This window comes from Chitinophaga sp. G7 BAM 1005 (assembly GCF_057126945.1).
This window is the reverse complement of the sequence record NZ_CP181478.1, coordinates 1,093,448-1,119,517: the sequence shown is the minus strand read 5'-3', so window position 1 is coordinate 1,119,517 and position 26,070 is coordinate 1,093,448. Positions and strand designations below refer to the sequence as shown.

Below are 26,070 nucleotides of genomic sequence, written 5' to 3'. Positions count from 1 at the left end.
GCAAATATTATGTCTAAAAAACAGAAATCAATATTCAACAAGGAATCCCTGACATTCCTGGAAACCTACCTGAATAACCCGTCTCCTACCGGTTTTGAGAAAGAAGGACAAAAGCTCTGGCTGAAATACCTGACGCCTTACATCGATGAATATTTTGTAGATCCCTACGGATCTGCAGTGGGTGTTATCAATCCTAAAGCGGAGTTTAAAGTGGTGATAGAAGCCCATGCAGATGAAATCTCCTGGTTTGTAAACTACATCTCCCCGGAAGGTTTGATCTATGTAATCCGCAATGGCGGCTCTGATCAGCAGATTGCTCCTTCCAAGCGCGTAAATATCCATACCGAGAAAGGTACCGTGAAAGCTGTTTTCGGCTGGCCGGCTATCCATACCCGTATCCGCAGCGGCGATGGTAAAGAACCACAGCCAAAGGTGGAAAACATTTTCCTCGATTGCGGCGCACGCTCCCGTAAAGAAGTTGAGGAACTGGGGATACACGTAGGTTGTGTATGTACGTTTGAAGATGGTTTCGAGGAACTGAACTACGACTACTACATCTGCCGCGCTATCGACAACCGTATCGGTGGTTTTATGATTGCAGAAGTAGCCCGCTTGCTGAAAGAAAAGAAACAGCAGTTACCTTTTGGTCTTTATATCGTAAATGCGGTACAGGAAGAAGTGGGCTTACGCGGCGCCGAAATGATCGCCAAACGCATTAAGCCGAATGTAGCCATCATCACCGATGTAACCCACGATACTACCACCCCGATGATCAACAAAAATATTGAGGGAGAAATAAAATGCGGCGGTGGTCCCAGCATCACTTACGGTCCGGCGGTACATAACATCCTCCGTGATCTCATCATCAAAACTGCCAAAAAGAACGACATTCCTCACCAGCTGCATGCTGTAAGCCGCAGCACCGGTACTGATACCGATGCTTTTGCCTACAGCAACGACGGTACGCCATCTGCCCTGATCAGCTTACCATTGCGCTATATGCACACTACTGTGGAAATGGTGAAGAAAGATGATATTGAAAATACGATTCAGCTGATTTACCAGACATTACTGAATATTACGCCCAAAACGAATTTTCAGTACCTGTAAAATATAAAGAGAAGGTTTCTGTAATGCCCCCAAAAAGCCAGGTGCTTTTTGGGGGCATTTTTATGGATAAAAGGAACAGTATAAGCTAAGCCACAGCCCGGTTATTGGCGCCCGCCAAAATAGGATAACCCATAGATAAGCCATATATAACCCATAGTTAAGTCATATATAAGCCATATCTATAGAGATACAGGTTATCTATGCCTTATCATTGTCTTTTCTACCGGAATAATATGAATATACGCGGGAACCTCTCAGGGTAGGGCCTGCCTCAACGTAGCGATGCGCTACTCCCAACATTGGTTTTTACCCCCAAAGCAAAGCGGCCTGAGTCCGGTAAAATACCGGGCTCAGGCCGCTGAAATTAATTTTATGTTTGTGTGAACTTAGTTTTTAAAGAAGTCTGCTGCCCTGTTCACTTTCTCCACCCATGCGCCCGAACCGGCCTGCATCACATACTCGCTCAATCCTACCCTGCTGGCGCCCTGCGCCCAGTCGTAGGTATACCCCAGCCGCGTCCACGGATAATGCATATCTGTAGCTGATGTCAGCGGGCGGTAATAAGCAAAAATAATGTAGTTGTTAAACCAGGTGGAAAATTCCGGCGATACGCCGCTGATAGGTACCGCACCGGTGGTTTTGGTGGTAATGGCAGGGTTGCCGGCGGGCCGGTACAACCTCGAAGCGCTTACCCACATGGTAGCGATATGGGTATTTGTTTTTGAATTAACGGGTGGCAGTCCCAGTAACTGGCAGATACGCTGAATGGTATCTGACGTGGCTGTAAAGGAAGGTCCGATCCGGTTTTTCATCTGTTTGGGGATGAACAGCCAGGATTCGCCCCATACCGTGTTAATGGAATCCCCTGCCGGGTAACTTCCGGGGAAACGCATAAAGGTAGCCAGCAACACATACTGCTGGCCATTGATGGTTTTCCATTGGAGGTCCGGGTTGTCTGGAGTGATGGGCCACAGTGCATCGGTAATTTCGGTGCTGTCTGCAATCATGGCGTCGTCTACAGCCTGATTGTAGAGTTGATCCAGGGTGTACACCGGCGGAGGAGGCAGGATTGGGTCATCATCATTTTTACTGCAACTGGAAAATGCCATCGCGGCAAACAGAACGAGCACGGACAGCTTACTGCCGTTGGGGAAATGTTTCATAGAAGTGGTTTTCTGGATGTTGGTTATTTAAATTGAGTCCCGCAATTAAGTGTATTTCAACAGAATAATCAAATTTCCCTCATTTTCACTCCTACTAATTGGTAATTTGTATTTCGTAATAATTTGCTACGTTTGCTATTCAAACAAAATCAGATCTATGATCCGTCATGACTGGACGTTAGAAGAAATTAAAGCTATTTACAACACGCCCTTACTGGAACTGGTTTACCGTGCTGCCTCTATTCACCGTGAATACCAGGATACGGCGGAGGTGCAGGTTTGCACCCTCTTATCCATTAAAACAGGCGGATGTCCTGAAGATTGCGCTTACTGCCCACAGGCTGCCAGATATAATACTGACATCAATGTGCATGGCCTCCTGAAAAAAGAGGACGTGATGAGTTATGCCCAAAAAGCAAAAGAGGCGGGATCTACCCGTTTCTGCATGGGCGCCGCATGGCGTGAAGTGCGCGACAACCGCGATTTCGACCGTGTGCTGGATATGGTAAAAGGTGTAAATGAACTTGGCATGGAAGTATGCTGCACATTAGGCATGCTGAATGAAGACCAGGCAAAGAAATTAGCCGATGCCGGCCTGTTTGCCTACAATCATAACCTCGATACTTCCCGCGATCACTACGAAGAAATTATCACTACCCGTACTTACGACGATCGTTTACAAACGCTGGACAATGTCAGGAAAGCAGGTGTAAGCGTATGCTGCGGTGGTATTATAGGTTTGGGCGAATCGCATGAAGACCGTATCGCCATGCTGTGGACACTCAGCAGCTTACCGTCTCATCCGGATTCCGTTCCCATCAATGCGCTCACGCGTGTAAAAGGTACGCCCCTGGAGCATTTGCCAAAGGTTGAATTCTGGGATATGGTGCGCATGATTGCCACCACGCGCATCCTGATGCCAAAGGCAATGGTACGTTTGAGTGCCGGCCGTGCGGAAATGAGTATGTCCGACCAGGCATTATGCTTTATGGCAGGCGCTAACTCTATTTTTACAGGAGAAAAATTATTAACAACAGGCAATCCTTCCTTTGAAGAAGACCACATGATGTTTGAGCTGCTGGGACTGAAGCCCAGAGAGGCTTTCAAAGCACAGGAAGCCGGCTGTTGTTAGCGGAGGGCGCCTTCGGCGCTGGAAATTGTCTTTTTGCCGGATTAGGATGATTAACCGTGATTACCTTGATTTGATTTTCCGGGATTTTAGATAAAATGATTTTGGGAGATATAAGCGAAAATATCCGCTTGTATCTCCCAAAATCTTTTAAATCAAAACATAATAAAATCAAGGTAATCACGGTTAATCATCCTAATCCGGCAAAAAGACAATTTCCAGCGCCGAAGGCGCCCTTACAAATCATTCATCCCGAAATACTCCACGCCCAGCTGGTATCCCTTCAGCCCGAGTCCGCAGATACAGCCGATACATTTAGGCGCTATCAGTGAGGTGTGTCTGAATTCTTCCCTTGCATACACATTGCTGATATGAATTTCCATCACGGGTGTTTTGATGCCGGCAATGGCGTCGCGGATGGCAATGGAGGTATGCGTATAGGCGCCGGCGTTAAGCAGCACGCCATCATATGAAAATCCTACTTCATGCAGATAGTTCACAATTTCCCCTTCTATATTACTCTGGTGATAGCTAAAAGTTACTGCCGGAAATTGTTTTTGCAGGTGTTTGAAATACTGTTCGAAAGATTCGCTGCCATAGATGCCCGTTTCACGCTTGCCGAGCAGGTTCAGGTTAGGTCCGTTGATGATAGCTATTTGCATGATAATGGTTATAGAATGAAGAATGAGGGACTAAGATAATTAATCCTGTTTATTATTACTACCACTTCCCCAGCGGTAAGTTTGCTGTTCCAGGCCGGCGAGATCTATGATACGGTCCACTACCGTGGCGGCCATTTCTTCAAGGTTGGCGGGAACGCTGTAAAAGGAAGGAGTGGCAGGGCAGATAATACCACCGGCCAGGGTAACTGCTTCCATATTTTTGATGTGAATAAGATTATAGGGAGTTTCCCGCACTACGCAGATCAGCTTTCTTCTTTCTTTCAGCACTACGTCTGCCGCGCGTGTAATCAGGTCGTTGGAAATGCCGGTGGCAATGCGTCCCAGTGTGCCCATTGAGCAGGGGCAGATGATCATGGTGTTAAAGCGTCCGGACCCGGAAGCAAAGGGAGCGTGGAAATCCTGTTGGGTATAAAAACGGAAAGGCAGGTGTTTATATTCTTCGTCCCTTAGCTCTGTTTCCCATACCGTTTTAGCGTTTTCTGTCATCACCACGGCAACCTGGTCCAGCTGTTCATGTGCTGCCTGCAGCTTTTGTAACAACTGACGGGCATAGATAGAACCACTTGCCCCGGTAACTGCTACTACTATACGATGTTTCATTGGCTATGCTGTTGAATTTACAAAGCTAGCCTATTTGGGTGGTTATACGCCAGCCTGTGCAACTATTTCGTCCATTGCGATGCCGCCATGACTTTCATTGTAAACACATTCGCCGTTACGGATAACCAGTACCTGGGGAGACTCATGCGGAACATCATACACTTCCGCTATTTTATTGGATACCGGCCGGTAGGTGATCAGGTCCAGGTAATAAAACGTTAACCCTTCCGGTTCAGCCGACCGCTCCAACCTGGCCTTGGCCATTGAGCTGATAGAGCATCGCGTACTATGTTTGTAAATAACTACCGGCTGATGCGCTGATGCTGCATTGATTTCAGATAGTTGTTCCTCGCTGGTTAACGTTTTCCAATTCATTTAACATGCTTTGTTATGTTCTATCGCAGGCGACTTGGCCATGCCCTTCATGGGACAGCCTAATTTCTGATGGCTTGCGCAAGACGTCAAGAAAGCGGCAAAGATACAAACCATAGCGGTGTAGCCCAAAATTCTTACATAAGATTGCATACTGGCAGTTTTAAATAATTTATGACTAAAACGAAATTTCACAGGAAATATGATACGACCACTTTTTTAATCGTCTTTTGTAACGTTATTTTGCAAATATAGAAAATACATTAAAAAAAACAACAATGTAATTTTCGGCAAGCCGAAAATATCCAGCGTTATGACAAAAGTACATTTTATTGCCATAGGCGGCAGCGTAATGCATCAGTTGGCCATTGCGCTCAAAAATAAAGGTTACCAGGTAACCGGCAGTGACGATGAGATTTTCGAACCGGCATTGTCAAACCTGCAACAGGCGGGCATTTTACCAGCCAGCATGGGTTGGAATTCTGCCCGGATAACGCCGGATCTGGACGCAGTTATCCTCGGCATGCATGCCCGGGACGACAATCCCGAACTGATAAAAGCCCGGGAACTGCAGCTGAAAATTTATTCTTTCCCGGAATATATCTACCAGGAAAGTAAAAATAAAACACGGGTAGCCATCGGGGGAAGTCATGGTAAAACCACCACCACCGCGATGGTCATGCACGCTTTACAACTTAATCACCAGTCGTTCGACTACCTCGTAGGCGCCCGGCTGGAAGGTTTTGCCCAGTCCGTAAATATTACAGACGCCCCCGTAATTGTGTGCGAAGCCGACGAATACCCCGCCTCAGCCATTGAAAAACGGCCCAAATTCCACTTCCTGCACCCCCAGATTGCGGTATTAACAGGCATTGCATGGGATCACATCAACGTATTTCCTACCTACGAAATATATAAAGAGCAGTTTGCTATTTTTATCAGGCAGATGGAAGCCGGCCAGGTACTGATCTACAACAATACGGATACTGAACTCGTTAGCCTGGTGACCGCTACTGGCAGCCACCTTAAACTGATACCTTACGGCCTTCCCGAACATACCATTACCAACGGCGTAACCCGTGTTATTTTCGCGGACCAACAAGCCAGCCTGGAGGTTTTTGGCGATCATAACCTGCTGAACCTCCACGCCGCCAAACTGGTTTGTAATGAACTGGGCCTGTCCGATGCGGAATTCCTGGCAGCAATTGCTACCTTTAAGGGCGCTGCAAAAAGACTGGAACTGGTAGCAAAAAATGATCATTGCGTTATTTACCGTGATTTTGCACATGCTCCTTCTAAAGTGAAAGCCACTATGGAAGCCGCCAAACACCAGTTTCCAGACAGGAAACTGATAGCCGTGCTGGAATTACACACCTATAGCAGTTTAAATGCAGATTTCCTGGAACAATACCACGGCGCCCTCGATACAGCAGATACCGCCGTTGTATTTTACAGCAAACATGCACTGGAAATAAAAAGAATGCCAGACCTGGCGCCGGAACTGATTGCACAGCGGTTTGGCCGTAATGACCTCCACGTTTTCCACAACAGGGAAAAACTGGAAGCATTCCTGGCCGCACAACAATACCAGGACACCAACCTGCTGCTGATGAGCTCCGGAACATACGATGGCCTCGATTTTAGCAACCTGAAAGCATTATTGCCGTCAGATTAGTAAATACATTAAACTAAATTATAAATTATTCATAATGCCTTCTTTGCTCCTCAAAAGGCCGCTGGCCGTAATCGATCTGGAAACCACCGGTACCAACGTGGCTTCCGATCGTATCATTGAAATTGCTATCATCAAAGTGTTTCCGGACAAAACCACCCAGTCCAAAGTGAAACGTATTAACCCCGGAATGCCGATCCCAGCAGGATCTACAGCAATTCATGGTATTAAAGACGAGGATGTAAAAGACGCGCCTGCCTTTAAACAGGCCGCTCATGAACTCAAACAGTTCATGGACAACTGCGACCTGGCCGGCTATAACTCCAATCGCTTCGATATTCCCCTCCTGGTAGAGGAATTCCTGCGGGCAGACATCGAATTCGACGTATCCAAACGCAAATTCGTAGACGTACAGCGGATCTTCCACCTGATGGAAAAGCGCACCCTGGGCGCCGCCTACAAGTTCTACTGCGATAAGTTGCTGGAAAACGCACACAGCGCCGAAGCAGACGCACTGGCCACCTACGAAATCCTGGAAGCCCAGCTGGGCCGCTATGAACAGTTGCAGCAGGATATCGACTCACTGGCCGATTTTACAAAAGAGGAAGATTATATCGACTTTGCACGCCGCCTCGTGATGCAGGGCGGACAGGAAGTATTTAACTTTGGTAAGTATAAAGGCCGCCCTGTAAGAGACGTGCTAAAGGCTGAACCTCAGTACTACGACTGGATGATGAAAGCGGATTTTCCGCTCAATACCAAACAGAAACTGACTGAAATCTTCCATAATATGATGTTAAAAAAAATATAATGTTATCCGGGAACGTCATATCTTGCGCCGGAATTGAATTATTTTCGCAGTCCAAAAATATCATCTGCTGAATTGGAAAAGCTTGTCATCATTCCTACGTACAATGAAAAGGATAATATCCGTAACATCATTGACGCTGTATTTTCCTTACAGCAGAATTTTCATGTCCTCATTGTGGATGACGGATCGCCCGACGGCACCGGCGCTATTGTGAAATCATTACAACAGCAGCATCCCAACGAATTATTCCTGGAAGAAAGATCCGGCAAACAAGGTTTGGGTACAGCTTATATCCACGGTTTCAAATGGGCGCTGGCCCGGGGCTATCAGTACATCATAGAAATGGACGCGGATTTTTCACACAATCCTAAAGATCTCCCCCGCCTGTACAACGCCTGCGCCAAAGAAGGAGCAGATGTATCCGTAGGTTCCCGCTATGTAAAAGGCGGCAAAACTGAAAACTGGCCGTGGGACCGCGCCGTATTATCTTATGGCGCCTCCATTTATGTAGGCATGATCACCTGGATGCCCGTAAAAGACCCCACCGCAGGATTTGTATGTTACCGCAATACCGTACTGGAATCCATTAACCTGGATCAGATACAGTTTGTAGGCTACGCCTTCCAGATTGAAATGAAATTTACGGCATGGAAGCTCGGCTTTAAAATAAAAGAAGTACCTATTACCTTTAAAGACCGGAAAGAAGGATACTCCAAAATGAGCAAAGGCATCGTAAAAGAAGGTATCCTCGGCGTACTCAAAATACAATGGCAAAGCCTCTTCCGCAATTATAAAAGAAGAGTCCAGAATTAATTAATAAATCACATCAATTGCATAGCATTTAGGGACCTGTTCATTCAAAAAATGACCTGGTCCCTAAATACATTTTAACGGACCATGAAGAAAGCATTTCTCCAGCTACACCTCTCCGTATTTCTGGCTGGATTTACCGGGATATTGGGTAAACTGATTTCCCTCAACGAAGGATTACTGGTATGGTACCGGTTACTGATCACCTCCATTACTCTGTATGTTTTATTCCGCTTCCAGGGCACTTTTAAAAAGCTCCCCTGGAAAGATATCCTGCCCATTGGCAGCACCGGCGTGGTAATAGCCCTGCACTGGCTTTTCTTTTACGGCAGTATTAAATATTCCAACGTATCTATCGGTGTCATCTGCTTTTCACTCACCAGCCTGTTCACCGCCATATTTGACCCCCTCATTAACAGGCGCCGCTTCGATATGGCCGAAATGCTGCTAAGCATGCTCACCCTGCTGGGCATCCTGCTGATCTTTCACTTTGATACGCAATACCGCACTGGTATTATCCTCGGGATTATTTCTGCCATGTTTGCCGCGTTGTTTACCGTATTCAATAAAAGACTGATCAAACGCTTCGATACTCAAACCATTACTTTTTATGAGCTGTCAACAGGTTTCGTTGTGCTCAGCCTCGCCATGCCTTTATACCTTTACTTCTTCCCGGCTCCTTCCCTGCTGCCCTCATCTATGGATTTACTCTACCTGTTTATACTGGCCTGGTTCTGCACCGTGCTGATGTACCTGCTGAATATGAGTGCATTAAAGAAAATATCCGCTTTTACCGTGAACCTGTGTTTTAACCTGGAACCGGTTTACAGCATCGTGATGGCCTTTGTGTTATTTCATGAAAACCAATTCCTGAATAACGCTTTCTATGCCGGCCTGGGTTGTATCATACTTTCCGTAGGACTACAAATGCTGCGTGTGGTGAAGGGCAAAACCGCATCGTAATAGCCCCGCTCATCCTCATTTATTTGTAACTTGAGCGCCGTAATTATTACTTTGCGCTTATGAGAAAAGTTTTATTAGGGGTGTCCCTCCTGGGCTCCTCCCTTCTTACCTATGCACAGCAACCTGCAAAAAAGCCGCTGGACCACAGTGTTTACGACAGTTGGCAAAGCATCGGCACTAAACTGATCAGTAATAACGGGCAGTGGGTAGTGTATTCAGTGGTACCGCAGGAAGGCGATGCCAACCTGGTGATTTATGACCGTAAAACCGGTCAGTCAACTACCATTGCCCGCGGCAGCAGCCCGGTTATCACGGAAGATTCCCGCTACGTGATCTGCAGCATCAAACCGTTTTTTAAAGATACCCGCGAGGCAAAGATCAAAAAGAAGAAAGCAGCGGAAATGCCCAAAGATTCTTTGGCCATCATTACATTAGGACAACCCGGTATCCTGAAATTCCCCGGGGTAAAATCTTTTAAAACCCCGGAAAAAGGCAGTGGTTTGCTTGCCTATCTGTTGGAAAAACCAGCGGCGGATACCGCCAAAGCCAAAGGAATCAAAGCGCCTGCATTGATGGATGACGACGATCGTGCGGATAACGACAAGATGCCTGCTGCCGGTACTGAAAGCGGCACGCTGGTGATCCGTCAGCTGCTGAGCGGTACACAGGATACCGTTAAGAATGTTACCGAATTTGCTTTCAGCAAACCCGGTAACCAGCTGCTCATAGAAACAAAAGCAGATAAAAAAGATTCACTGTCGCGCAACGGTGTACTCCTGTGGCATACCGCCAACAGGAAGGCCACTGCACTGAGCAACGGCAACAGCGATTATAAACAATTTTCCTTCGATGAAAAAGGAGAGCAGGCGGCATATTTCGGTACCCGCGATTCGGCCAGAGCATTACAGCAATTTTATAAACTCTATTATTTCAAACCCGGACAAGACAGCGCCTACGAAGTAGCTGATAGAAACAGCAGCGGCATTCCGGCCAACTGGAGCATCAGCCCCAACAGCCTGATTTATTTCAGCAAAGATGGTCAGCGCCTGTTTTTTGGCACCGCTCCCATACTGCCGGTGAAAGATACCACCATCGTGGATTTCGAAGTAGCTAAAGTGGATATCTGGAATTATAAAGATGATTACCTGCAGCCCATGCAGTTAAAAAATGCAGATAAAGAACTGAAAAGAAGTTATGCCGCCGTATACTATCCGGGCAGCAAACGGGTGATCCAGTTAAGCGATAAAGACCTGGAAACCGTGATCACCACGGCGGAAGGCAACAGCCCTAACGCGCTCGGCTATACGGATAAAGGAGCGCGCATTCCCATGCAATGGGTGGGCCGCACACTGAAAACAGCTTACCTCGTAAACATACATGATGGTACGAGAAAAAAGATCAAAGAAAAACTGGATGGTAGCTTTTTCATCTCCCCTAACGGAAAATATATCATCTGGTACGACCTGGCAAACCGGGAGTGGTTCAGTTATAATAACGCTACCGGCGCCGCGGTAAATGTAAGCAGAAACATTCCCACCAAAGTATATGATGAGGAAGACGATCATCCTGATGTACCGGATGCCTATGGTATTGCCGGCTGGATGACGGATGATGTTTACGTGTACATCTACGATCGCTACGACATCTGGCAGGTAGATCCTTCCGGTAAAACAGCGCCGGTAAACATCACCAAAGGCATGGGCCGTACCAACAAAATACGTTTCCGTTACCTGCGCCTCGATCCCGATAAGAAATTTTTCCTGCCCGGTGATCGCCTGATGTTATCGGCTTTCCAGGACAGTACCAAATACAATGGCTGCTATTCACTGGAACTGCCGCGCAAAAGCGGTAAGGCTGCCCGCCTGCAACCCGTGGTACTGGGACCTTATTCCTACACTGATCTGCTGAAAGCAAAAAACGCGAACGTGTTTTCGTATACCCGTAGCCGGTATGAGCTTTCACCGGATGTTTTTACAGGAGATGATATCGCAAAAGCTGTACAGATCAGTCGTACCAATCCCCAGCAACAGGATTACAACTGGGGCGCCGCATCACTGTATAAATGGACTACCTTCAGCGGTAAACCTGCAGAGGGCATTCTTTATAAACCTGAAAATTTTGACAGCACGAAACACTACCCGGTCATCTTTTATTTCTACGAGAAATTAACAGATGGATTGTACAATTACCAGGCGCCGGCGCCAACGCCATCACGACTCAACATTTCATTTTTTGTGAGCCGTGGTTACCTGGTAGTAGCTCCGGATATCAGCTATGAAAATGGTTATCCTGGTAAAAGTGCTTACGATTATATTGTGAGTGCTGCAGAAGATCTGGCTAAAAAACCGTGGGTAGACGGAAAAAATATGGGGATCCAGGGTCAGAGCTGGGGTGGGTACCAGGTGGCTTATCTGATCACGCAAACCAATCTCTTTAAAGCAGCATGGGCTGGTGCTCCGGTGGCCAACATGACCAGCGCCTATGGTGGTATCCGCTGGGAAAGCGGCATGAACAGGCAGTTCCAGTATGAGCATTCACAAAGCCGTATCGGCGCTACCTTATGGGAAAAGCCTGAACTGTATATTGAAAACTCACCGTTGTTCAACCTGCCGCGTGTAAACACGCCGGTAGCTATCATGGCCAACGATGCCGATGGCGCCGTTCCCTGGTACCAGGGCATCGAAATGTTTACCGGTTTACGTCGTTTAGGCAAGCCGGTATGGTTGCTGAATTATAACAACGAAGCGCATAACCTGGTACAACGCCAGAACCGTAAAGATATTCAGCGCAGGGAGCAACAGTTTTTTGATCACTTCCTGAAAGGCGCACCGGCTCCACAGTGGCTGGAAAGCGGCGTGCCTGCCACAGAAAAAGGGATCAACTGGGGCTGGGATCCGCAACAGTAAATGAACCGCAATAAAAGAAAACGCTGCAGGCGCCTGTTAAGGAACCTGCAGCGTTTTTTGTTAATACTTGATTGCAAATAATTCTATTAACAGCTGATCATGAAGGTTGACGCATTTTCGAGAAATGCCGGAATTATATATCATAGCTGGTTGCAACGGCGCGGGGAACACAACTGCCAGTTTCACAAGAAAAAGAACTAATAGAATTTTCCGACAAAGTGATGCAAGGTATAAAAAAGGCCATGCGTAAGCTTGTTGAGTCTAGTGCGGCTAAAAACAAAAAATTAGTCGTAGGGATAAAAATGGTAATCCAATAAAAGTTCCTGCAAAAGAACTTTTAAAAAAACTTAAGTAGCACAACATCTTCTTCCCCAGGTGATTCTACCCTTCTCCAAATATATTTTTCTTAATATAAATTATTTAACATATATTTACAATAACATCGCCACTTTTAGCGTATGGTGTGATTTGCAGCGATAGCGATATCCTTAACACCACATTATTGTACCTATGAACTTCCATATCCATCATCCCGCGGATGCATTACGTCCATTTGTAAAACAATATTATTACTGGGAAGATGATACCCGTGGTATTATTCAATTACCACAAAACCTGTTTGCCCTGGGCGATCAGTACATGGTATTCATCCTTGAAGGGAAAGCAGAAGTGAAGCCGGTGAACCACAAGGCATTCACCTTGCCTGCGGGCTCGGTACTCGGTCATATGACCTGCGCCTGCCAGTTACAGGTACAGGGACCGGTAAAAGCAGCAGTAGTGCAGCTGAACGCCTACGGATGCTACCGTCTTTTAGGCATGGATGCCGCTAATTTCACCAACTACTACCGCAACCTGCTGGCCGCCGGACAGCCTATGTGGCAGGAGCTGATAACAGCCCTGCAACAGGAAAAGGAGCCGCAACGTGTAGAAGCATTGCTGGATGATGCTTGTTTACAGGCGCTTTCACAGCAACCGGGTAATCTCCGTGAAGTAGATGACATTGCAGATTACCTGGTGATTATGCAGGGAAATGTAAGCATAGCCGAACTCACTGCCCGCTACGGACTTTCCCGCCCTACGCTCGAAAGACTCTTCAGCAAAATAGTAGGTATTCCGCCGCAGTTATATGCCCGGATGATCCGCTATAAAACAGCCCTGAGCGCGCTCCGCCAGCTAAACTTACCAGAGTGGCAAACACCGGTGACAGCAACACCGTGGTATAACCAGGCCATGTTTATAAAAGACTACCTGCTGTTTAATCATGAAACGCCTTCTTACTTTACTCCTTCCACGGGAACTATTGCACACATGCAGGTGGATAACCTGCACCAGGTAGCAGTAGCCAGCTAAGAAAAAGATACTTTTTGCACAAATATGAAAAAAAACAACATTCCGGGAACAGGCCCTGCCTGCTCCCGGAAAATCTATATGTAGTATAACCTCTACCTATACACGAAAAAGTATAATAACCATACTTTTTGTTTAACTTACTTTTCCTAACAGGCATTACTATGCAATATTCCGCAGCCCATTGGCGTGAACAACTGAAACTGCAATCCCATGTTGAAGGCGGCGCTTTCCGCGAAACTTACCGGTCCGAGTGGGTGCTCGATATGAAAACCCTGCCTGCCGGCATGAGTGGTAACCGCAATGCTTCTACCTGCATTTATTTTTTACTGGAAGAAGGAGAATTTTCTGCATTCCATCGTATCGCAGCCGATGAAATCTGGCATTTTTATGATGGCAGTACATTGACTATCTACGAGATAGCTCCCGGCGGAGAGTTACTGGTACACAAGCTTGGCCGCGATATCCAAAACAACGAAAGCCTGCAGGTGATCATCACGGCAGGCAACTGGTTTGCTTCCCGCCTGGAAGCACCCGGCGGATACGCCCTTGCCGGTTGCACCGTAGCGCCGGGGTTTGATTTTGCAGATTTTGAGCTGGCTGAAAAAGCGCCACTGCAGGCGGCTTATCCGGAACATGCAGCGCTGATCGATAGTCTTACCAGGTAACGGTAACGGCTATCCGCTGAAGGCTCCTTACTTTTTACTAAATTTAGGTATGAAAAAAGTCCTCTACCCCGTTGTATTTATATTATTCGCGCTCCTGATCTTTTGGCTGGGCAAGCGTTTCGGCAGTACCAATGTGAGTCAGCAGGTAATTTCCAACAGCACTATTGTAAAGGAAATTGCAGAACTGGCCAGCCTGGATGTGCAGGGAAGCGCCAGCATCAAAAGGAGTAATATTGAAAACAACGGCGAATGGACAGATAACCTGAAGAAAGCCTTCCTGGAAAATACGGTGTGGGTCACTATTCCATACCAGGCCAAATACGGGGTAAATATCGACGATAAGTTGTTTAAAGTGCAAATGACTGATAAGAAGATCATTATCAGTTTACCGGCGCCCCGTTTACTCAGCTATGAGTTAAAAATGGACCGGATGGAAACCTCCAACCGTAAAGGCTGGCTGCTGTCGCAGGATGACGAAACTTATACCGCCGTACAGAAGGAACTTTACCGAACCTCCCGTGCCCAGCTGGAAAACAATCCTACTTACATCCAGCAATCCAAAGAGAAAATAAGGAAAGTAATGGAGCAGTACTATGCCCCATTTCTGAAGGATCATACCCTGGAAATCCACTACGACGGGGAAACCAGCGCGCCGGCTTTAAATTAGCTACGCCGCTTCCTGCGCAATGTACTTTACCAGGCTTCTTTTGGCAATGGGCAGCAGCGTTTCATCTACCGGCACGACCAATGGCGTTTCCACACAATACACCGCGGGATTGGGTAAACTGTTCCGTTCCCGAATCAGCATGCTTTTGATATGGCTGATGGTATGTACCAGGTCTTTTTTATAAGCCTGGAGATATTGGGTATGAATACCCCGGTATTTCTCATCATGTCTTTCAAAAATGGTGAGCCGGTAGGTATATACCAGGGTTTGCCTGCCACGCCCGTCGCACAGCAGCAGGTAGCCTTCGGCTGTTTCCAGCGGCACCAGCCCTACGGGGAAAATACTGAGGTGTTCTGCAACGTACTCGTAGATCTCCGTTCCCTCCTTAATAGTACTGTTTAGCTGTGGCAGGGAGTAATGGATGATGGATTCCAGTTCCTCCATCAGTTCATCGTCGGCAATCAGTTGCTCGTACAATAATTCCAGCTTCTGGATATTCACTGCCGTGAGCCTTTTTGGAAATTGCTGCTGTAAAAACTGTTTGTTGTCCCGGAAAGCAACCAGGTTGTTGTAATGAAAGATGATGTCTGACAACTGCGGGTACAGCCTGCTCTGGGTGAAGTGTTGATTAATGTCCTGTAAATAAGCCAACAGCGTGTACTTTTTCAGCTCAAAGTCTATATAACCATCGGCAAACCATGTTTCACTTAACGCTCCCATATGAATTTAATTTAATGGATCATGTACTGAATTTACGAAAAAAAAACCGCAAAAAGGAGCGTTTATAAGCATCAGAGCACTATTTTAAATAATATTTCTATGCCAGTCAAATGGGGTACTGCAAAGGATCTGACTATGTCAAATGGTAGTAAAAAACAAGGTAATTACAAAAATATTTTAACGCTAACTTTTTTATTAGCGTAATTTTCATAACTTCAGTATATTATTTTTCATTTTTTTAATTTCAGTTATCATGAACATTTACGTAGCCAACCTGCACTATAGGTTGAACGATGAGGATCTCCATCAGATTTTCAGCGATTTTGGAGAGGTTACCTCCGCTAAGGTTATCAAAGACCACGAAACAGGCCGCTCACGTGGTTTTGGCTTTGTGGAAATGCCTAATCAAGAAGAAGGAGCAAAGGCTATGGATAGTTTGAACGGCAGCGAAATCGAAGGTAAGCAATTGATGGTAAACGAAGCAAGACCTAAACAACCGAATAATAATTTCAAAGGTGGCGGTGGTAATAACCGTGGCGGCGGAGGATATGGTTCCCGCGACCGTCGTTATTAATAATCCCCTTTATTCGGCACTAAGGAACTAAAAGAGACGCTCTTTCGAGTGTCTCTTTTTTGTTGTCCTTAAAAAAACAAAAAAATGCAGCAGAAAATGATCCCTGCTGCATTCCTGCTAAACGATAGCTATCTTTAAATTCCTCTCTTCGGATCAAAATTCTCCAGCTCCTTCGCTACTGCGCTCAGGAAAGTAGAACCCAGGGAACCATCTACAATACGATGGTCGTAAGACATGGACAGGTACATCATGTGCCTGATGCCAATGGTATCGCCATCTTCTGTTTCAATTACCACCGGGCGTTTTTTGATGGCGCCTACCGCCAGGATGGCTACCTGTGGCTGATTGATGATAGGCGTACCCATCAGGCTGCCAAAGGTGCCTACGTTGGTAAGAGTGAAAGTACCGCTCTGGGTATCTTCCGGCTTCAGCTTATTCTGGCGGGCAGCATTAGCCATGTAGTTTACCTGTTTGGTTAACCCGGTGAGGTTCAGCATATCTGCGCTTCTGATCACCGGAACAATCAGGTTACCACTGGGCAACGCGGCAGCCATGCCTATGTTAATGTCTTTCTTGATAATGATCTTGTCGCCGTCGAGCGAGCAGTTGATCAGCGGGAAACGCTTGATACACTTTACGATGGCTTCTATAAACAGTGGCGTGAAAGTTAGTTTTTCGCCTTCGCGTTTTTCGAAGTCACCTTTTACCCGGTCGCGCCATTTCACCATGTTGGTAACATCTGCTTCGGCGAAGCTGGTCACATGCGGACTGGTTTGTTTGCTCATTACCATGTGGTTGGCAATCAGTTTGCGCATGCGATCCATTTCAATGATTTCCACATTACCGCTATAGGTAGGGGAAGCCACGGTGGTGGTAACCACCGGCTGACGGGTAGTGGCCGCTGCCGTGGATGTTGCCGGTCCGGGCGTTACATCCGGGATTATCTTTCCTTCGCGGCGGTCGGCTACGTATTGGAGAATATCTCTTTTGGTTACGCGGCCATCGTTGCCGGAACCGGGGATCTTTTCCAGGTCGGAAAAGCTGATGCCTTCCTGTTGCGCGATAGTAAGTACCAGCGGGGAGTAGAATTTGGCTCCGCCACCGGAAACAGGCGCTTCGGCAGCGGGTGTATACGCCGGCGCGGTAGTGAATTTTGGTTCGGTGGATGCAGGGGCTGCAGGCGTAACAGGTGCGGAAACCGCTGCTGCATCGGCATTGGTATTAATGCGGGCAATGACGGTACCTACCGGCACCACATCATTTTCATTAAAGAGCAGTTCTGTGATTTCGCCCTCCGCAGTGGAAGGAACTTCGCTATCCACTTTGTCGGTGGCAATTTCAAGTACGGTTTCATCTACATTTACGTGATCGCCCGCCTTTTTATGCCAACGCAAAATGGTGGCTTCCATGATGCTCTCCCCCATTTTTGGCATTACCAATTCTACAATGGCCATAAGATTGATTTTTGCTTTAGTGCGCAACAAAAATAAGGGAATTGTACCAATTCAAAATACGTGAATATCCCTATTCAAGAATGAGTTTGCGCAACTCATTCATGGCATAAACAGCTGTCATTTGCGTATTCCGTTCCCGGTCGTAACGCAGCTGGTGTTTTATGGTAACTGTTCTCTTTGCATTTCCCACCGCTATCCAAACGGTGCCCACCGGTTTTTCCGGCGTGCCGCCATCAGGTCCCATGATCCCGGATACGGCAATGGCGTAGTCGGTTTGCAGCAGTGCCAGTGCGCCGGTCAGCATTTCCTGCACAGTGGCCTCACTCACGGCGCCATGCGCCTGCAGGGTTTCGGGTTTCACGCCTAACATCTTCACTTTCATTTCATTGGCATACGTTACCGCACTGCCTTTAAAATAAGCGGAACTTCCCGGAACCGCCGTGATCCAGCTGGCAATCAGTCCGCCGGTACAACTTTCCGCGGTACCCATCGTTTTACCTTTCTCCTTTAACAGGTTACCCAGTACTTCGCCTATTGAAATATCCTGGTCGGTTACGGTGATATCTGCCAGCAGGTCTTTCAGCTGGTGAAACAGGATGCTCACCTCTGCGGCTACCGATAATTTATCTTTACCAAAGCCGGTTAAACGGAGTTTCAGGAGGCTGTAACTGGGCAGGTAAGCCAGTTTGATATGTGCGGGCAATTTTGCTTCAAAAGCAACGAGCCGTTCGGCGATAAAGGATTCACCCATACCGGAGGTAACCAGGGTTTGATGTATTACCGCCGGGGTTTGAAAATGGTTCGCCAGCCGGGGCAGCACATAATGCTCCATGATCCCCTTCATTTCATGCGGCACTCCGGGCATGGATACGTAGATTTTACCTTCTTTCTCAAACCACATTCCCGGCGCGGTGCCTCTTTTATTTTCAATAACCGTTGCCGTTTCCGGCACCAGGCTCTGATCCAGGTTCCTCTGCAGGATGGGCAGGCCCCTGCTTTCAAAAATATGCAGTACGTTCTCCAGCGTTTCCTGGTGCTGTACCAGCCTGGTATTGAAGTATTCGCACAAGGTAGGCTTGGTGATATCATCGGCGGTTGGCCCCAGGCCGCCCGTGATCAGCACAATATCCGACACCGCCGATTCTTTTGCCAGGGCATCGAGGATATCTTCCGCGATATCGCCGATGGCTACACGCCGGTGTACCCAGATCCCCATTGCATTCAGCTGCTGTGCCATCCAGGCAGAATTGGTATCAATCGTTTGTCCTATCAGCAGTTCATCTCCGATGGTGATGATGCTGGTGGTGATTTTATCCATAATGCGTTGTTTAAACTGCTATTCAAAAAACGGTGCCAGTATTTTCTCCAGATCTTCCGGCAAGCCGGCTTTCTGTTTCGTTTTCACGTCAATGAATACCAGTGTGGTCACCCCAACATTCAGCAATTCATTCTTTTCGTTATACAACTCGCTGTGAAACTGTATCTTAGAACCCTTCGGCATCTCCTTTAGTATAGTCTTCACCGTTATCAGGTCGTCGTAATAGGCAGGCCGCAGGTATTTTACATTCAGTTCGGCTACCGGCATAATCACGCCCTGTTCTTCCAGCTCCCTGTAGCTGAAACCCAGTTCGCGTATAGCTTCCGCCCTGCCTACTTCATAATACAGGCCGTAATTGCCGTAATACAGATATCCCATCTGGTCTGTTTCCCCATAACGCACCCTGATTGTTGTTGTACTGATAAACATGGTTCCCCGCTATTTTTATCCTAAACGTTTACTTGAATATTTTATTTGCCCAATGCGCCATCCAGTGAAAACCGGCCCGGTCCTGTAAAAAGCAGTGTTACAAATGCTGCCAGGAAGAGGATGGGCATTTCTTTTTCTGATACCGGGTCATGCCCGTGAATCATAAAAATGATCACGCCCATACAAATCACCAATGGCACAGAAGCCAGTCTGGTTAACAGTCCCATGATCAACAGCACCGCGCAGAATACTTCTGCAAAAACCACCATTCCCAAAGAAATTTTATGTCCTACCCCCAATGGATCAGGAAAAGAATTCATTTTGGCAGTAAAATTGATCAGCTTGGGCCAGCCATGCAGGAGGATCAGACCACCGGATACCAGTCGGAGCACCAGCATAGAAAAACTTACAGCGCCATTCGAGTAGCCGGCAGAGAACAGTTTTCTCATAGTAGGTAAGGTTTTTGTACTTAAAAAATATTTTCCGCAAGATAAATGAATAGCCTTTGCCTTGCTACCGGAGTTATCCACATTGTTAGAAACACAATCGGAAAGGAAAAGATATAACTTTTATATTTGCTGATATCACCTGGTTCGTTTCTCATCATGAATGTCGGAGGCACACAGGCACCAAAGAAACGAACTACCAGGTCAGGCCACGGCAGAGTACTTCCCCGGCTGGAAAATATTTCCTCCCGGGATTCGTTTTAAACGCATATTCAAGAAATAACAGCTATAGCATGCAATTTATAAGAAGAGTTTTTGTTCCCGGACATCTGTATATATCACTCCTGGCCTTTACGGGTACAGGTTTGATAGCACTGCCTGCCGCACAGGCACAGCAAACACGCATTTACACAGATCCGGAAAAAGTATTCAAGGACGCCCAGCAATATTTCCAGCAGGAAAAATATGCCGTGTCCATGCAGCTTTTCAGGCAAACCCTTGATAACATCGACTATTTCCACGAAACCAACCGTGACCTGGTTAAAACAGATGCGTATTACTACTATACCATCTGCGCACTGAAACTGCAACAGGACAATGCGGAAAAACAGGCGCTGGAATTTCTGAAACTGGCCAATAACAATGCCCGTGAAGAACTGGTGAGCTATCAGCTGGCCAAATATTATTTCCGGCAGAATAAACTCAAAGAGGCCATTCCCCTCTACGAAAAAGCCAATATCGAAAACCTCTCCAACGCAGAAATTGCGGAAGCGAAGTTTGAACTCGCCTATTGCTATTTCAATTTAAAAGATTTTAAAAAGGCGCAGCCCCTGTTTGCCTCCATCAAAGAGGTACCCGGCAAATACAGTATACCTGCCAACTATTACTATGGCTTCATCAGCTACTACAATCACCAGTATGCAGAAGCCCTCAATAGTTTCCAGAAAGTAGTAAACGAACCAAAATACAGCAATGTAGTTCCTTATTACATCGCGGAAATCTATTACTTCCAGGGAAAAACAGACCGGCTGATCGCCTACACAGAGCCCCTGCTGCGGCAAGGCGGACAATACTACGAAGCAGAACTGAAGCAGTTGCTCGGTAAAGCCTACTTCGAAAAAAAGAACTATCCCAAAGCGCTGCCCTACCTGCAGGACTTCCAGGATAACGCTGATGAAGTAAGAAACGAAGACATCTACCAGTTATCATACGCTTATTACCAGACAAATAACCTGTCGAAAGCAATCGCCGGATTTAAACAACTGAGCAGCTCCAAAGATTCACTGGGACAAAATTCCATGTACCTGCTGGGCGACTGCTACCTCCGTACCGGTCAGAAAGCCAATGCGCGCAACGCTTTTGCCTTTTGCGCCAACAACAGCTCCAACGCACAGCAACAGGAAATTTCCCGGTTCAACTACGGCAAACTGTCGTATGAGCTGGGCTACCCCGACGCTGCGCTCAGTGAGCTTACACAGTTTGTAAAAACATATCCGCAATCTGCTTATAACAAAGAAGCCCGGGAAATACTCGTTAATCTTTTCATGAACAGCAATAACTACAAAGATGGTTTAGCGACTATTGAATCGATTCCCGACAAAAACCCTACAGTGCGGAAAGCCTACCAGAAAGTAGCCTACGGCCGCGCCACCCAGCTGATCAACGATCAGCAGCTGGCAGAAGCCGACCGCCTGCTGGATGTGGCCATCAGCAACCCATACGATCCGCAGATCAAACAACTGGCGCACTTCTGGAAAGCGGAAATTGCGCTGCGCCAGAACAAAACAGAGCAGGCGGTTACTAACCTGAACGCCTATCTGAATAACACGGCCCCGGTATCCGGCGAGGCGAATGCACAAACCGCCAGCTACAACCTGGGATACAGTCTCCTGAAACAGGACAAATTCACGGAAGCACTGCCTTACTTTGAATCTGCCCAGCGCACCAGCGGCCCCAATGCAGAACGTATCGCCACCGACGCCGCCCTCCGCAGCGCCGACTGCTATTACATGCTCCGCCAGTTCCCGAAAGCATTATCGCTGTACGACCGCATCATCAGCAACAACGCTCCCGGCGCCGACTACGCTACCTACCAGAAAGCCGTGATCCTCGGTTTACAGGGCAAGCAAAGTGAGAAACTGGCACTGCTTAAACAACTGGGTAACAAGTTTCCATCGTCCGGCTTTAATAACGAAACAGATATTGAGATAGCCAATACCTATCTCTCGGAAGAAAAATATACAGAAGCCATTCCTTTCCTGGAAAATGTATTGCAGAAACAACCCAACGGACCGAATGCACCACGCGCACTCCTGAAACTGGGCCTGAGCTATTATAACAAAGACAACGACAGCAAAGCGCTGGCCTATTACCGCCAGGTAGTGGAGAAATTCCCTAACTCGCCGGAATCCAATGAAGCATTGCAAAGTATGAAGTCGATTTATGTAAGTCAGGGTAAAACCGACGACTACCTCGCCTTCCTGAAAGCCAGCGGCAGAACCGTTACCACTTCCGCTGAAGACTCGCTCACTTATGCTGCTGCTGAAGCCCGCTTCACCAGCAACGATTGCACAGGCGCTACCAGCGGCTTCAACAACTATATCCAGAAATATCCGAATGGCCAGTTTATCCTGCCGGCCTATTTCTACAAAGCAGAATGTGCCTATAACAGTAAAGACTATACGAGCGCATTGCCAGCCTATGAATTTGTGTTGTCGCGCAACAACAGTTTGTACGCAGAAAGATCTGCACTACAGGCGGCTAACATCAACTTCTACCAGGTAAAAAATTATGATAAGGCAAGAGGCTACTACCTGCAACTGCAGGACCTCGCTACCAGCAAGGAAAATAGTCTTACCGCCACCAGGGGATTACTCCGCAGCAACTACCAGCTGAAACGCTGGGACGAAGTAACCAATTACGCAGAAATGTTACTGGCTGCTGCCAATATCAGTACAGATGATCAGATCATCGCCCATTTCTATCGCGGTAAAGCATTACAGCAGGCAAAAGACTATGCCGGGGCCCTGTCTGAATTCAAAACAGTAGCCAACATGACCAAATCTGAAACAGGCGCCGAAGCCCGCTACAACATCGCGGATTGCTACCTGCAACAGAATGAACTGGACGCTGCTGAAAAAGCCGGTTTTGATGTGATTAAAAATACGCCGTCCTACGAATACTGGGTGGCTAAATCATATATCCTGCTGGGAGATGTATACGCCCGCCAACAGGATTATTTCAATGCAAAGGCTACTTACCAGAGCATCGTTACCAACAGCTCTATTCCGGAGCTGAAACAGGAAGCGAAAGATAAACTGGCAAAAGCGGAAGCGGAAGAAAAAGCGGCTGGCAAAAAACCGAAGAAATAATCACCCGGATTTTGGAATCTGACATTTAAGCGCAACAAAGCATGAACATTCAAGCAATATATAACAAACGAACTTTTATTATATCAGCACTGGGCCTGGCAGGAATGCTGTTTGCACAAACGGCCGCCGCACAGGAGGTATTGAAACAGGAAACGATTGATATCATTTCCACCAACCAGCCCAAACTGCGCGATGCCTACAAACTCAATCTCACGGCCTCTTTGCCGGGAATTGATACTACCCGGCCTTCCATGAAGTACGAGATACCGGCGCTGAACCTGAACTTTATGTACCAGGCCATGCCACTGAAACCGCTGGCACTGGGTAAAGATTCATTGTCGTACCTGCAGAACAACTTCGTGAAACTGGGATATGGTAATTATAAAACACCGTATGTGCAGGCTGGCTTCGGCAGCGGCAGGCAAAACATGTACAACTACGGCCTGTATGTAAACTATACCGGCTCCAAAGGCAAAGAAATTCCTGACCAGGACTATAGCAACCTGAATGTACTGGCCTCCGGCACTTACCTGCTGCCAAAATTCCGGTTCGACGGAAGCATCGGCTACGACCGCAACACCGTTCACTACTATGGCTATGGACACGATACGGCCAGCTATAAAAAGAAGGATATCGAGCAAACGTTTAACCAGATCACGGCTTCCGTGGGTATGCAGAACAGGCCGCAAAACGACTGGGCATTTACCTTCCAGCCCAAAGTGAAGTTTATTCTTTTCAACGATTCCTACAAGCGTACAGAAAATACCTTCCAGCTGAATGTACCGGTACGCAAGCAGGTGTTTGAAGATATCTACATAAAAGTAGAAGGCGTGTTTGATCTTTCTACCTATAAAGAAGATAACAACCGCGCCATCAACAACAACATCGCTTCCATCCACCCTGCGGTAGATATCATGAAGCCCGGATTTGTGCTGCATGCCGGTGTAAATCCAACCTGGAGCAACGGCGAATTTTACCTGCTGCCCGACATCGTGAATGAATCGCACCTGATCCGTAAAAAACTGATCCTGAGCAGTGGATGGATTTCCTATTTTGAAAAGAATTCCTACCGTAATCTTGCCAATAAAAATCCGTTCCTCGCCGGCTTACCGGGAGAAATGATGAATACCCGTGTAGAAGAAAAATATACCGGTATCAAAGGTACACTGGGCAGCCATTTCAACTACAACACCAAATTCGCCTCCGTTACCTGGTACAATATGCCGCTGTTTGTAAACGATAGCGCCGACACCAAAAAATTCACCACCCGTAACGAAGCGCAGCTGCGTGCTTTCCAGCTGCATGGCGAAGTAGGGTATATTGAAGAAGAAAAATTCCAGGCGCGCGTTAGCTTCGACTGGTATAACTATAACAAACAGGAAACAGAAGTGCAACCGTGGCATCTGCCAGCCTTCCAGGGCGACCTGTTTGCGCAATATACCATCGCCAAAAAATTACACCTGAACGCCGACCTCTTTGCACTGAGCGGCAGCTATTACCTGCTTCCCAACAAAGACTTTGGCAAAACCAAAGGCGCCTGGGACCTGAATGCCGGCGCATCTTATGATATCAGTAAAAATTTCGGACTCTGGGTGAATGCAAATAACCTGTTTAATACACACTACCAGCGATATTACCTCTACCCTACTTATGGGTTCAATATTGTGGGTGGTGTGATGATTAAGTTTTAACTTTATGCGGATTTTGTCTTATTCAGGATTACGCTGATTATACTGATTTTATGGATTTGATCTTTTATGATTTTTTTTGATTTTGGGAGACAAATGCGAGTATCTCCGCTTATATCTTCGAAAATCCTTTATAAAATCACAAAAGATCAAATCCATAAAATCAGTATAATCAGCGTAATCAGCGGGAAAGACAAAATCCGCGGCATTATTCACTAAAAATTTCTCCACTTGATACTTCAGCAATATATCCAGGAAGTGCTGTTTAAACAGCGGATTTGTGTAGTACCACAGCTGGGAACATTTTCTGTACAACATTTCCCGGCACATTATAACTCCCACGCACAAACGCTTACGGCGCCGCGTGAACAGGTGATGTTTACCCAGCAATGGCAGGACGACGGTTCCTGTGTGGAATGGATTGCCCTGAAAGAAAACCTGGTACCTGCCGTGGCACAGCGGAAGCTGGAAAAATACCTGGAGGAACTGAAAGCGGAGCTTCAATCCGGGAAACCGTTGGTGCTGCCGGGCATCGGCCAGTTACAGGGCGACTTTACCGGCAACATTCATTTCCATGCGGAAGAACTGCCGGTAGAAAAAGAAACCCTGGATCTTACACCTATTGAACGTACAACGGATAACCGCACGGCGCCGGCTTTTGTGCCACCACCACCGGAGGCGCTGGAGCCCATTATGACAGAAGAAGTGGAAGATACGCTGGAAGCCGTAACGGAAGAAAGTGGTTTTAAATGGTGGTGGGCCGCTATTCCCGTTGCCGCCATTGTAATAGGATTAGCCGCCTGGTGGTATTTGTCTGGTATCTCCAAAGCAGTATCCCAATCCGAAACACCTCCGGATACGGAAGTTACCGCAAAGCAACTCGCCGCAGCTGCCGCGGATTCCATACAAAAAGCCCTGGCCGACTCCACTGCGAAAGCGGCAATTACGCCCATTACTTATTATGCAGTAGTGGAAAGGTATAAAGACAGCAGTATTGCAGTGAAAAAACAGAAGCAGCAGCTCGCCTGGGGAAAAACGCTGGTACTCTATAAAAGAGACAGTATGTACAGAACTGCAGTAGAACTGCATTCACTGGTGGCAGATACCACCGTGCAACGCGACAGTATCCGGAAAGTATTTGGTAATAAAGTATTTCTTGAATTTTAGCC

23 protein-coding genes are annotated in these 26,070 nt (G+C 47.0%); 14 read left to right on the top strand and 9 right to left on the bottom strand.

The window, feature by feature from the left end; all coding sequences use genetic code 11:
• Positions 1-9: 9 nt before the first annotated feature.
• Positions 10-1,110 carry a M42 family metallopeptidase gene (locus tag ACMXI2_RS04480; RefSeq protein ID WP_483780506.1) on the top strand — a complete coding sequence of 367 codons (1,101 nt, stop codon included), beginning with the start codon at positions 10-12 and terminating at the stop codon, positions 1,108-1,110.
• 386 nt (positions 1,111-1,496) lie between these two features.
• On the opposite strand, the gene ACMXI2_RS04475 is transcribed toward ACMXI2_RS04480, so the two are convergent.
• On the bottom strand, positions 1,497-2,273 hold the full coding sequence (locus tag ACMXI2_RS04475; protein ID WP_483780505.1) for a hypothetical protein: 777 nt from the start codon (positions 2,271-2,273) through the stop codon (positions 1,497-1,499).
• Between the two features lie 157 nt (positions 2,274-2,430).
• On the opposite strand from ACMXI2_RS04475, the gene bioB reads away from it, so the two are divergent.
• Positions 2,431-3,405 carry a biotin synthase BioB gene (gene bioB, locus ACMXI2_RS04470; RefSeq protein ID WP_483780504.1) on the top strand — a complete coding sequence of 325 codons (975 nt, stop codon included), beginning with the start codon at positions 2,431-2,433 and terminating at the stop codon, positions 3,403-3,405.
• Between the two features lie 233 nt (positions 3,406-3,638).
• On the opposite strand, the gene aroQ is transcribed toward bioB, so the two are convergent.
• From aroQ to ytxJ, 3 genes are read right to left on the bottom strand one after another with little or no spacing between them, the layout of a single operon-like run.
• The gene (aroQ, locus tag ACMXI2_RS04465) at positions 3,639-4,064 is read right to left on the bottom strand and encodes a type II 3-dehydroquinate dehydratase (RefSeq protein ID WP_079468741.1); all 426 of its coding nucleotides are present in this window, start codon (positions 4,062-4,064) and stop codon (positions 3,639-3,641) included.
• 39 nt (positions 4,065-4,103) lie between these two features.
• Positions 4,104-4,685: a UbiX family flavin prenyltransferase gene (locus ACMXI2_RS04460; protein WP_483780503.1), complete on the bottom strand. Its 582-nt coding sequence runs from the start codon at positions 4,683-4,685 to the stop codon at positions 4,104-4,106.
• Between the two features lie 42 nt (positions 4,686-4,727).
• A complete protein-coding gene (gene ytxJ, locus ACMXI2_RS04455) occupies positions 4,728-5,060 on the bottom strand; it encodes a bacillithiol system redox-active protein YtxJ (RefSeq protein WP_483780502.1) in 333 nt (110 codons plus the stop codon).
• A 310-nt stretch (positions 5,061-5,370) separates the two neighbouring features.
• Between ytxJ and ACMXI2_RS04450 the strand changes: the two genes are divergently transcribed.
• From ACMXI2_RS04450 to ACMXI2_RS04415, 8 genes are all read left to right on the top strand, one after another.
• Positions 5,371-6,732, top strand: a complete 1,362-nt coding sequence (locus ACMXI2_RS04450; protein WP_483780501.1) for a UDP-N-acetylmuramate--L-alanine ligase — start codon at positions 5,371-5,373, stop codon at positions 6,730-6,732.
• A 34-nt stretch (positions 6,733-6,766) separates the two neighbouring features.
• Complete coding sequence (locus tag ACMXI2_RS04445; protein ID WP_483780500.1) at positions 6,767-7,540, top strand: exonuclease domain-containing protein; 774 nt, start codon at positions 6,767-6,769, stop codon at positions 7,538-7,540.
• 72 nt (positions 7,541-7,612) lie between these two features.
• Entirely contained in the window at positions 7,613-8,353 is a 741-nt protein-coding gene (locus ACMXI2_RS04440) for a polyprenol monophosphomannose synthase (RefSeq protein WP_483780499.1), read from the top strand.
• Positions 8,354-8,437: 84 nt separating this feature from the next.
• Positions 8,438-9,313, top strand: coding sequence for a DMT family transporter (locus ACMXI2_RS04435; RefSeq protein ID WP_483780498.1), 876 nt, complete (start codon positions 8,438-8,440; stop codon positions 9,311-9,313).
• A gap of 59 nt (positions 9,314-9,372) precedes the next feature.
• Complete coding sequence (locus tag ACMXI2_RS04430; RefSeq protein ID WP_483780497.1) at positions 9,373-12,219, top strand: alpha/beta hydrolase family protein; 2,847 nt, start codon at positions 9,373-9,375, stop codon at positions 12,217-12,219.
• A 510-nt stretch (positions 12,220-12,729) separates the two neighbouring features.
• Positions 12,730-13,569 (top strand): DUF6597 domain-containing transcriptional factor, encoded by an 840-nt coding sequence (locus ACMXI2_RS04425; RefSeq protein WP_483780496.1) that lies wholly within the window; start codon positions 12,730-12,732, stop codon positions 13,567-13,569.
• 161 nt (positions 13,570-13,730) lie between these two features.
• Positions 13,731-14,234 carry a cupin domain-containing protein gene (locus ACMXI2_RS04420; RefSeq protein ID WP_483780495.1) on the top strand — a complete coding sequence of 168 codons (504 nt, stop codon included), beginning with the start codon at positions 13,731-13,733 and terminating at the stop codon, positions 14,232-14,234.
• Positions 14,235-14,283: 49 nt separating this feature from the next.
• Positions 14,284-14,901, top strand: a complete 618-nt coding sequence (locus tag ACMXI2_RS04415; RefSeq protein ID WP_483780494.1) for a DUF4230 domain-containing protein — start codon at positions 14,284-14,286, stop codon at positions 14,899-14,901.
• Here ACMXI2_RS04415 and ACMXI2_RS04410 read toward each other — a convergent pair whose 3' ends face one another.
• On the bottom strand, positions 14,902-15,621 hold the full coding sequence (locus ACMXI2_RS04410) for a hypothetical protein (RefSeq protein ID WP_483780493.1): 720 nt from the start codon (positions 15,619-15,621) through the stop codon (positions 14,902-14,904).
• A 253-nt stretch (positions 15,622-15,874) separates the two neighbouring features.
• Here ACMXI2_RS04410 and ACMXI2_RS04405 point away from each other — a divergent pair, with 253 nt between their 5' ends.
• Positions 15,875-16,195 carry an RNA recognition motif domain-containing protein gene (locus tag ACMXI2_RS04405; RefSeq protein ID WP_079468754.1) on the top strand — a complete coding sequence of 107 codons (321 nt, stop codon included), beginning with the start codon at positions 15,875-15,877 and terminating at the stop codon, positions 16,193-16,195.
• Between the two features lie 134 nt (positions 16,196-16,329).
• On the opposite strand, the gene ACMXI2_RS04400 is transcribed toward ACMXI2_RS04405, so the two are convergent.
• The 4 genes from ACMXI2_RS04400 to ACMXI2_RS04385 form a co-directional block, all read right to left on the bottom strand.
• A complete protein-coding gene (locus ACMXI2_RS04400; RefSeq protein WP_483780492.1) occupies positions 16,330-17,649 on the bottom strand; it encodes a dihydrolipoamide acetyltransferase family protein in 1,320 nt (439 codons plus the stop codon).
• A 70-nt stretch (positions 17,650-17,719) separates the two neighbouring features.
• Positions 17,720-18,967 carry a CinA family nicotinamide mononucleotide deamidase-related protein gene (locus ACMXI2_RS04395; RefSeq protein WP_483780491.1) on the bottom strand — a complete coding sequence of 416 codons (1,248 nt, stop codon included), beginning with the start codon at positions 18,965-18,967 and terminating at the stop codon, positions 17,720-17,722.
• 18 nt (positions 18,968-18,985) lie between these two features.
• Positions 18,986-19,396: an acyl-CoA thioesterase gene (locus ACMXI2_RS04390; RefSeq protein WP_483780490.1), complete on the bottom strand. Its 411-nt coding sequence runs from the start codon at positions 19,394-19,396 to the stop codon at positions 18,986-18,988.
• 41 nt (positions 19,397-19,437) lie between these two features.
• Complete coding sequence (locus tag ACMXI2_RS04385) at positions 19,438-19,845, bottom strand: DoxX family protein (protein WP_079468758.1); 408 nt, start codon at positions 19,843-19,845, stop codon at positions 19,438-19,440.
• A gap of 290 nt (positions 19,846-20,135) precedes the next feature.
• On the opposite strand from ACMXI2_RS04385, the gene ACMXI2_RS04380 reads away from it, so the two are divergent.
• From ACMXI2_RS04380 to ACMXI2_RS04370, 3 genes are all read left to right on the top strand, one after another.
• Entirely contained in the window at positions 20,136-23,213 is a 3,078-nt protein-coding gene (locus tag ACMXI2_RS04380; protein WP_483780489.1) for a tetratricopeptide repeat protein, read from the top strand.
• 41 nt (positions 23,214-23,254) lie between these two features.
• Positions 23,255-24,904: a hypothetical protein gene (locus ACMXI2_RS04375; RefSeq protein WP_483780488.1), complete on the top strand. Its 1,650-nt coding sequence runs from the start codon at positions 23,255-23,257 to the stop codon at positions 24,902-24,904.
• A gap of 228 nt (positions 24,905-25,132) precedes the next feature.
• Positions 25,133-26,068, top strand: coding sequence for an HU domain-containing protein (locus ACMXI2_RS04370; protein ID WP_483780487.1), 936 nt, complete (start codon positions 25,133-25,135; stop codon positions 26,066-26,068).
• Positions 26,069-26,070: the final 2 nt, after the last annotated feature.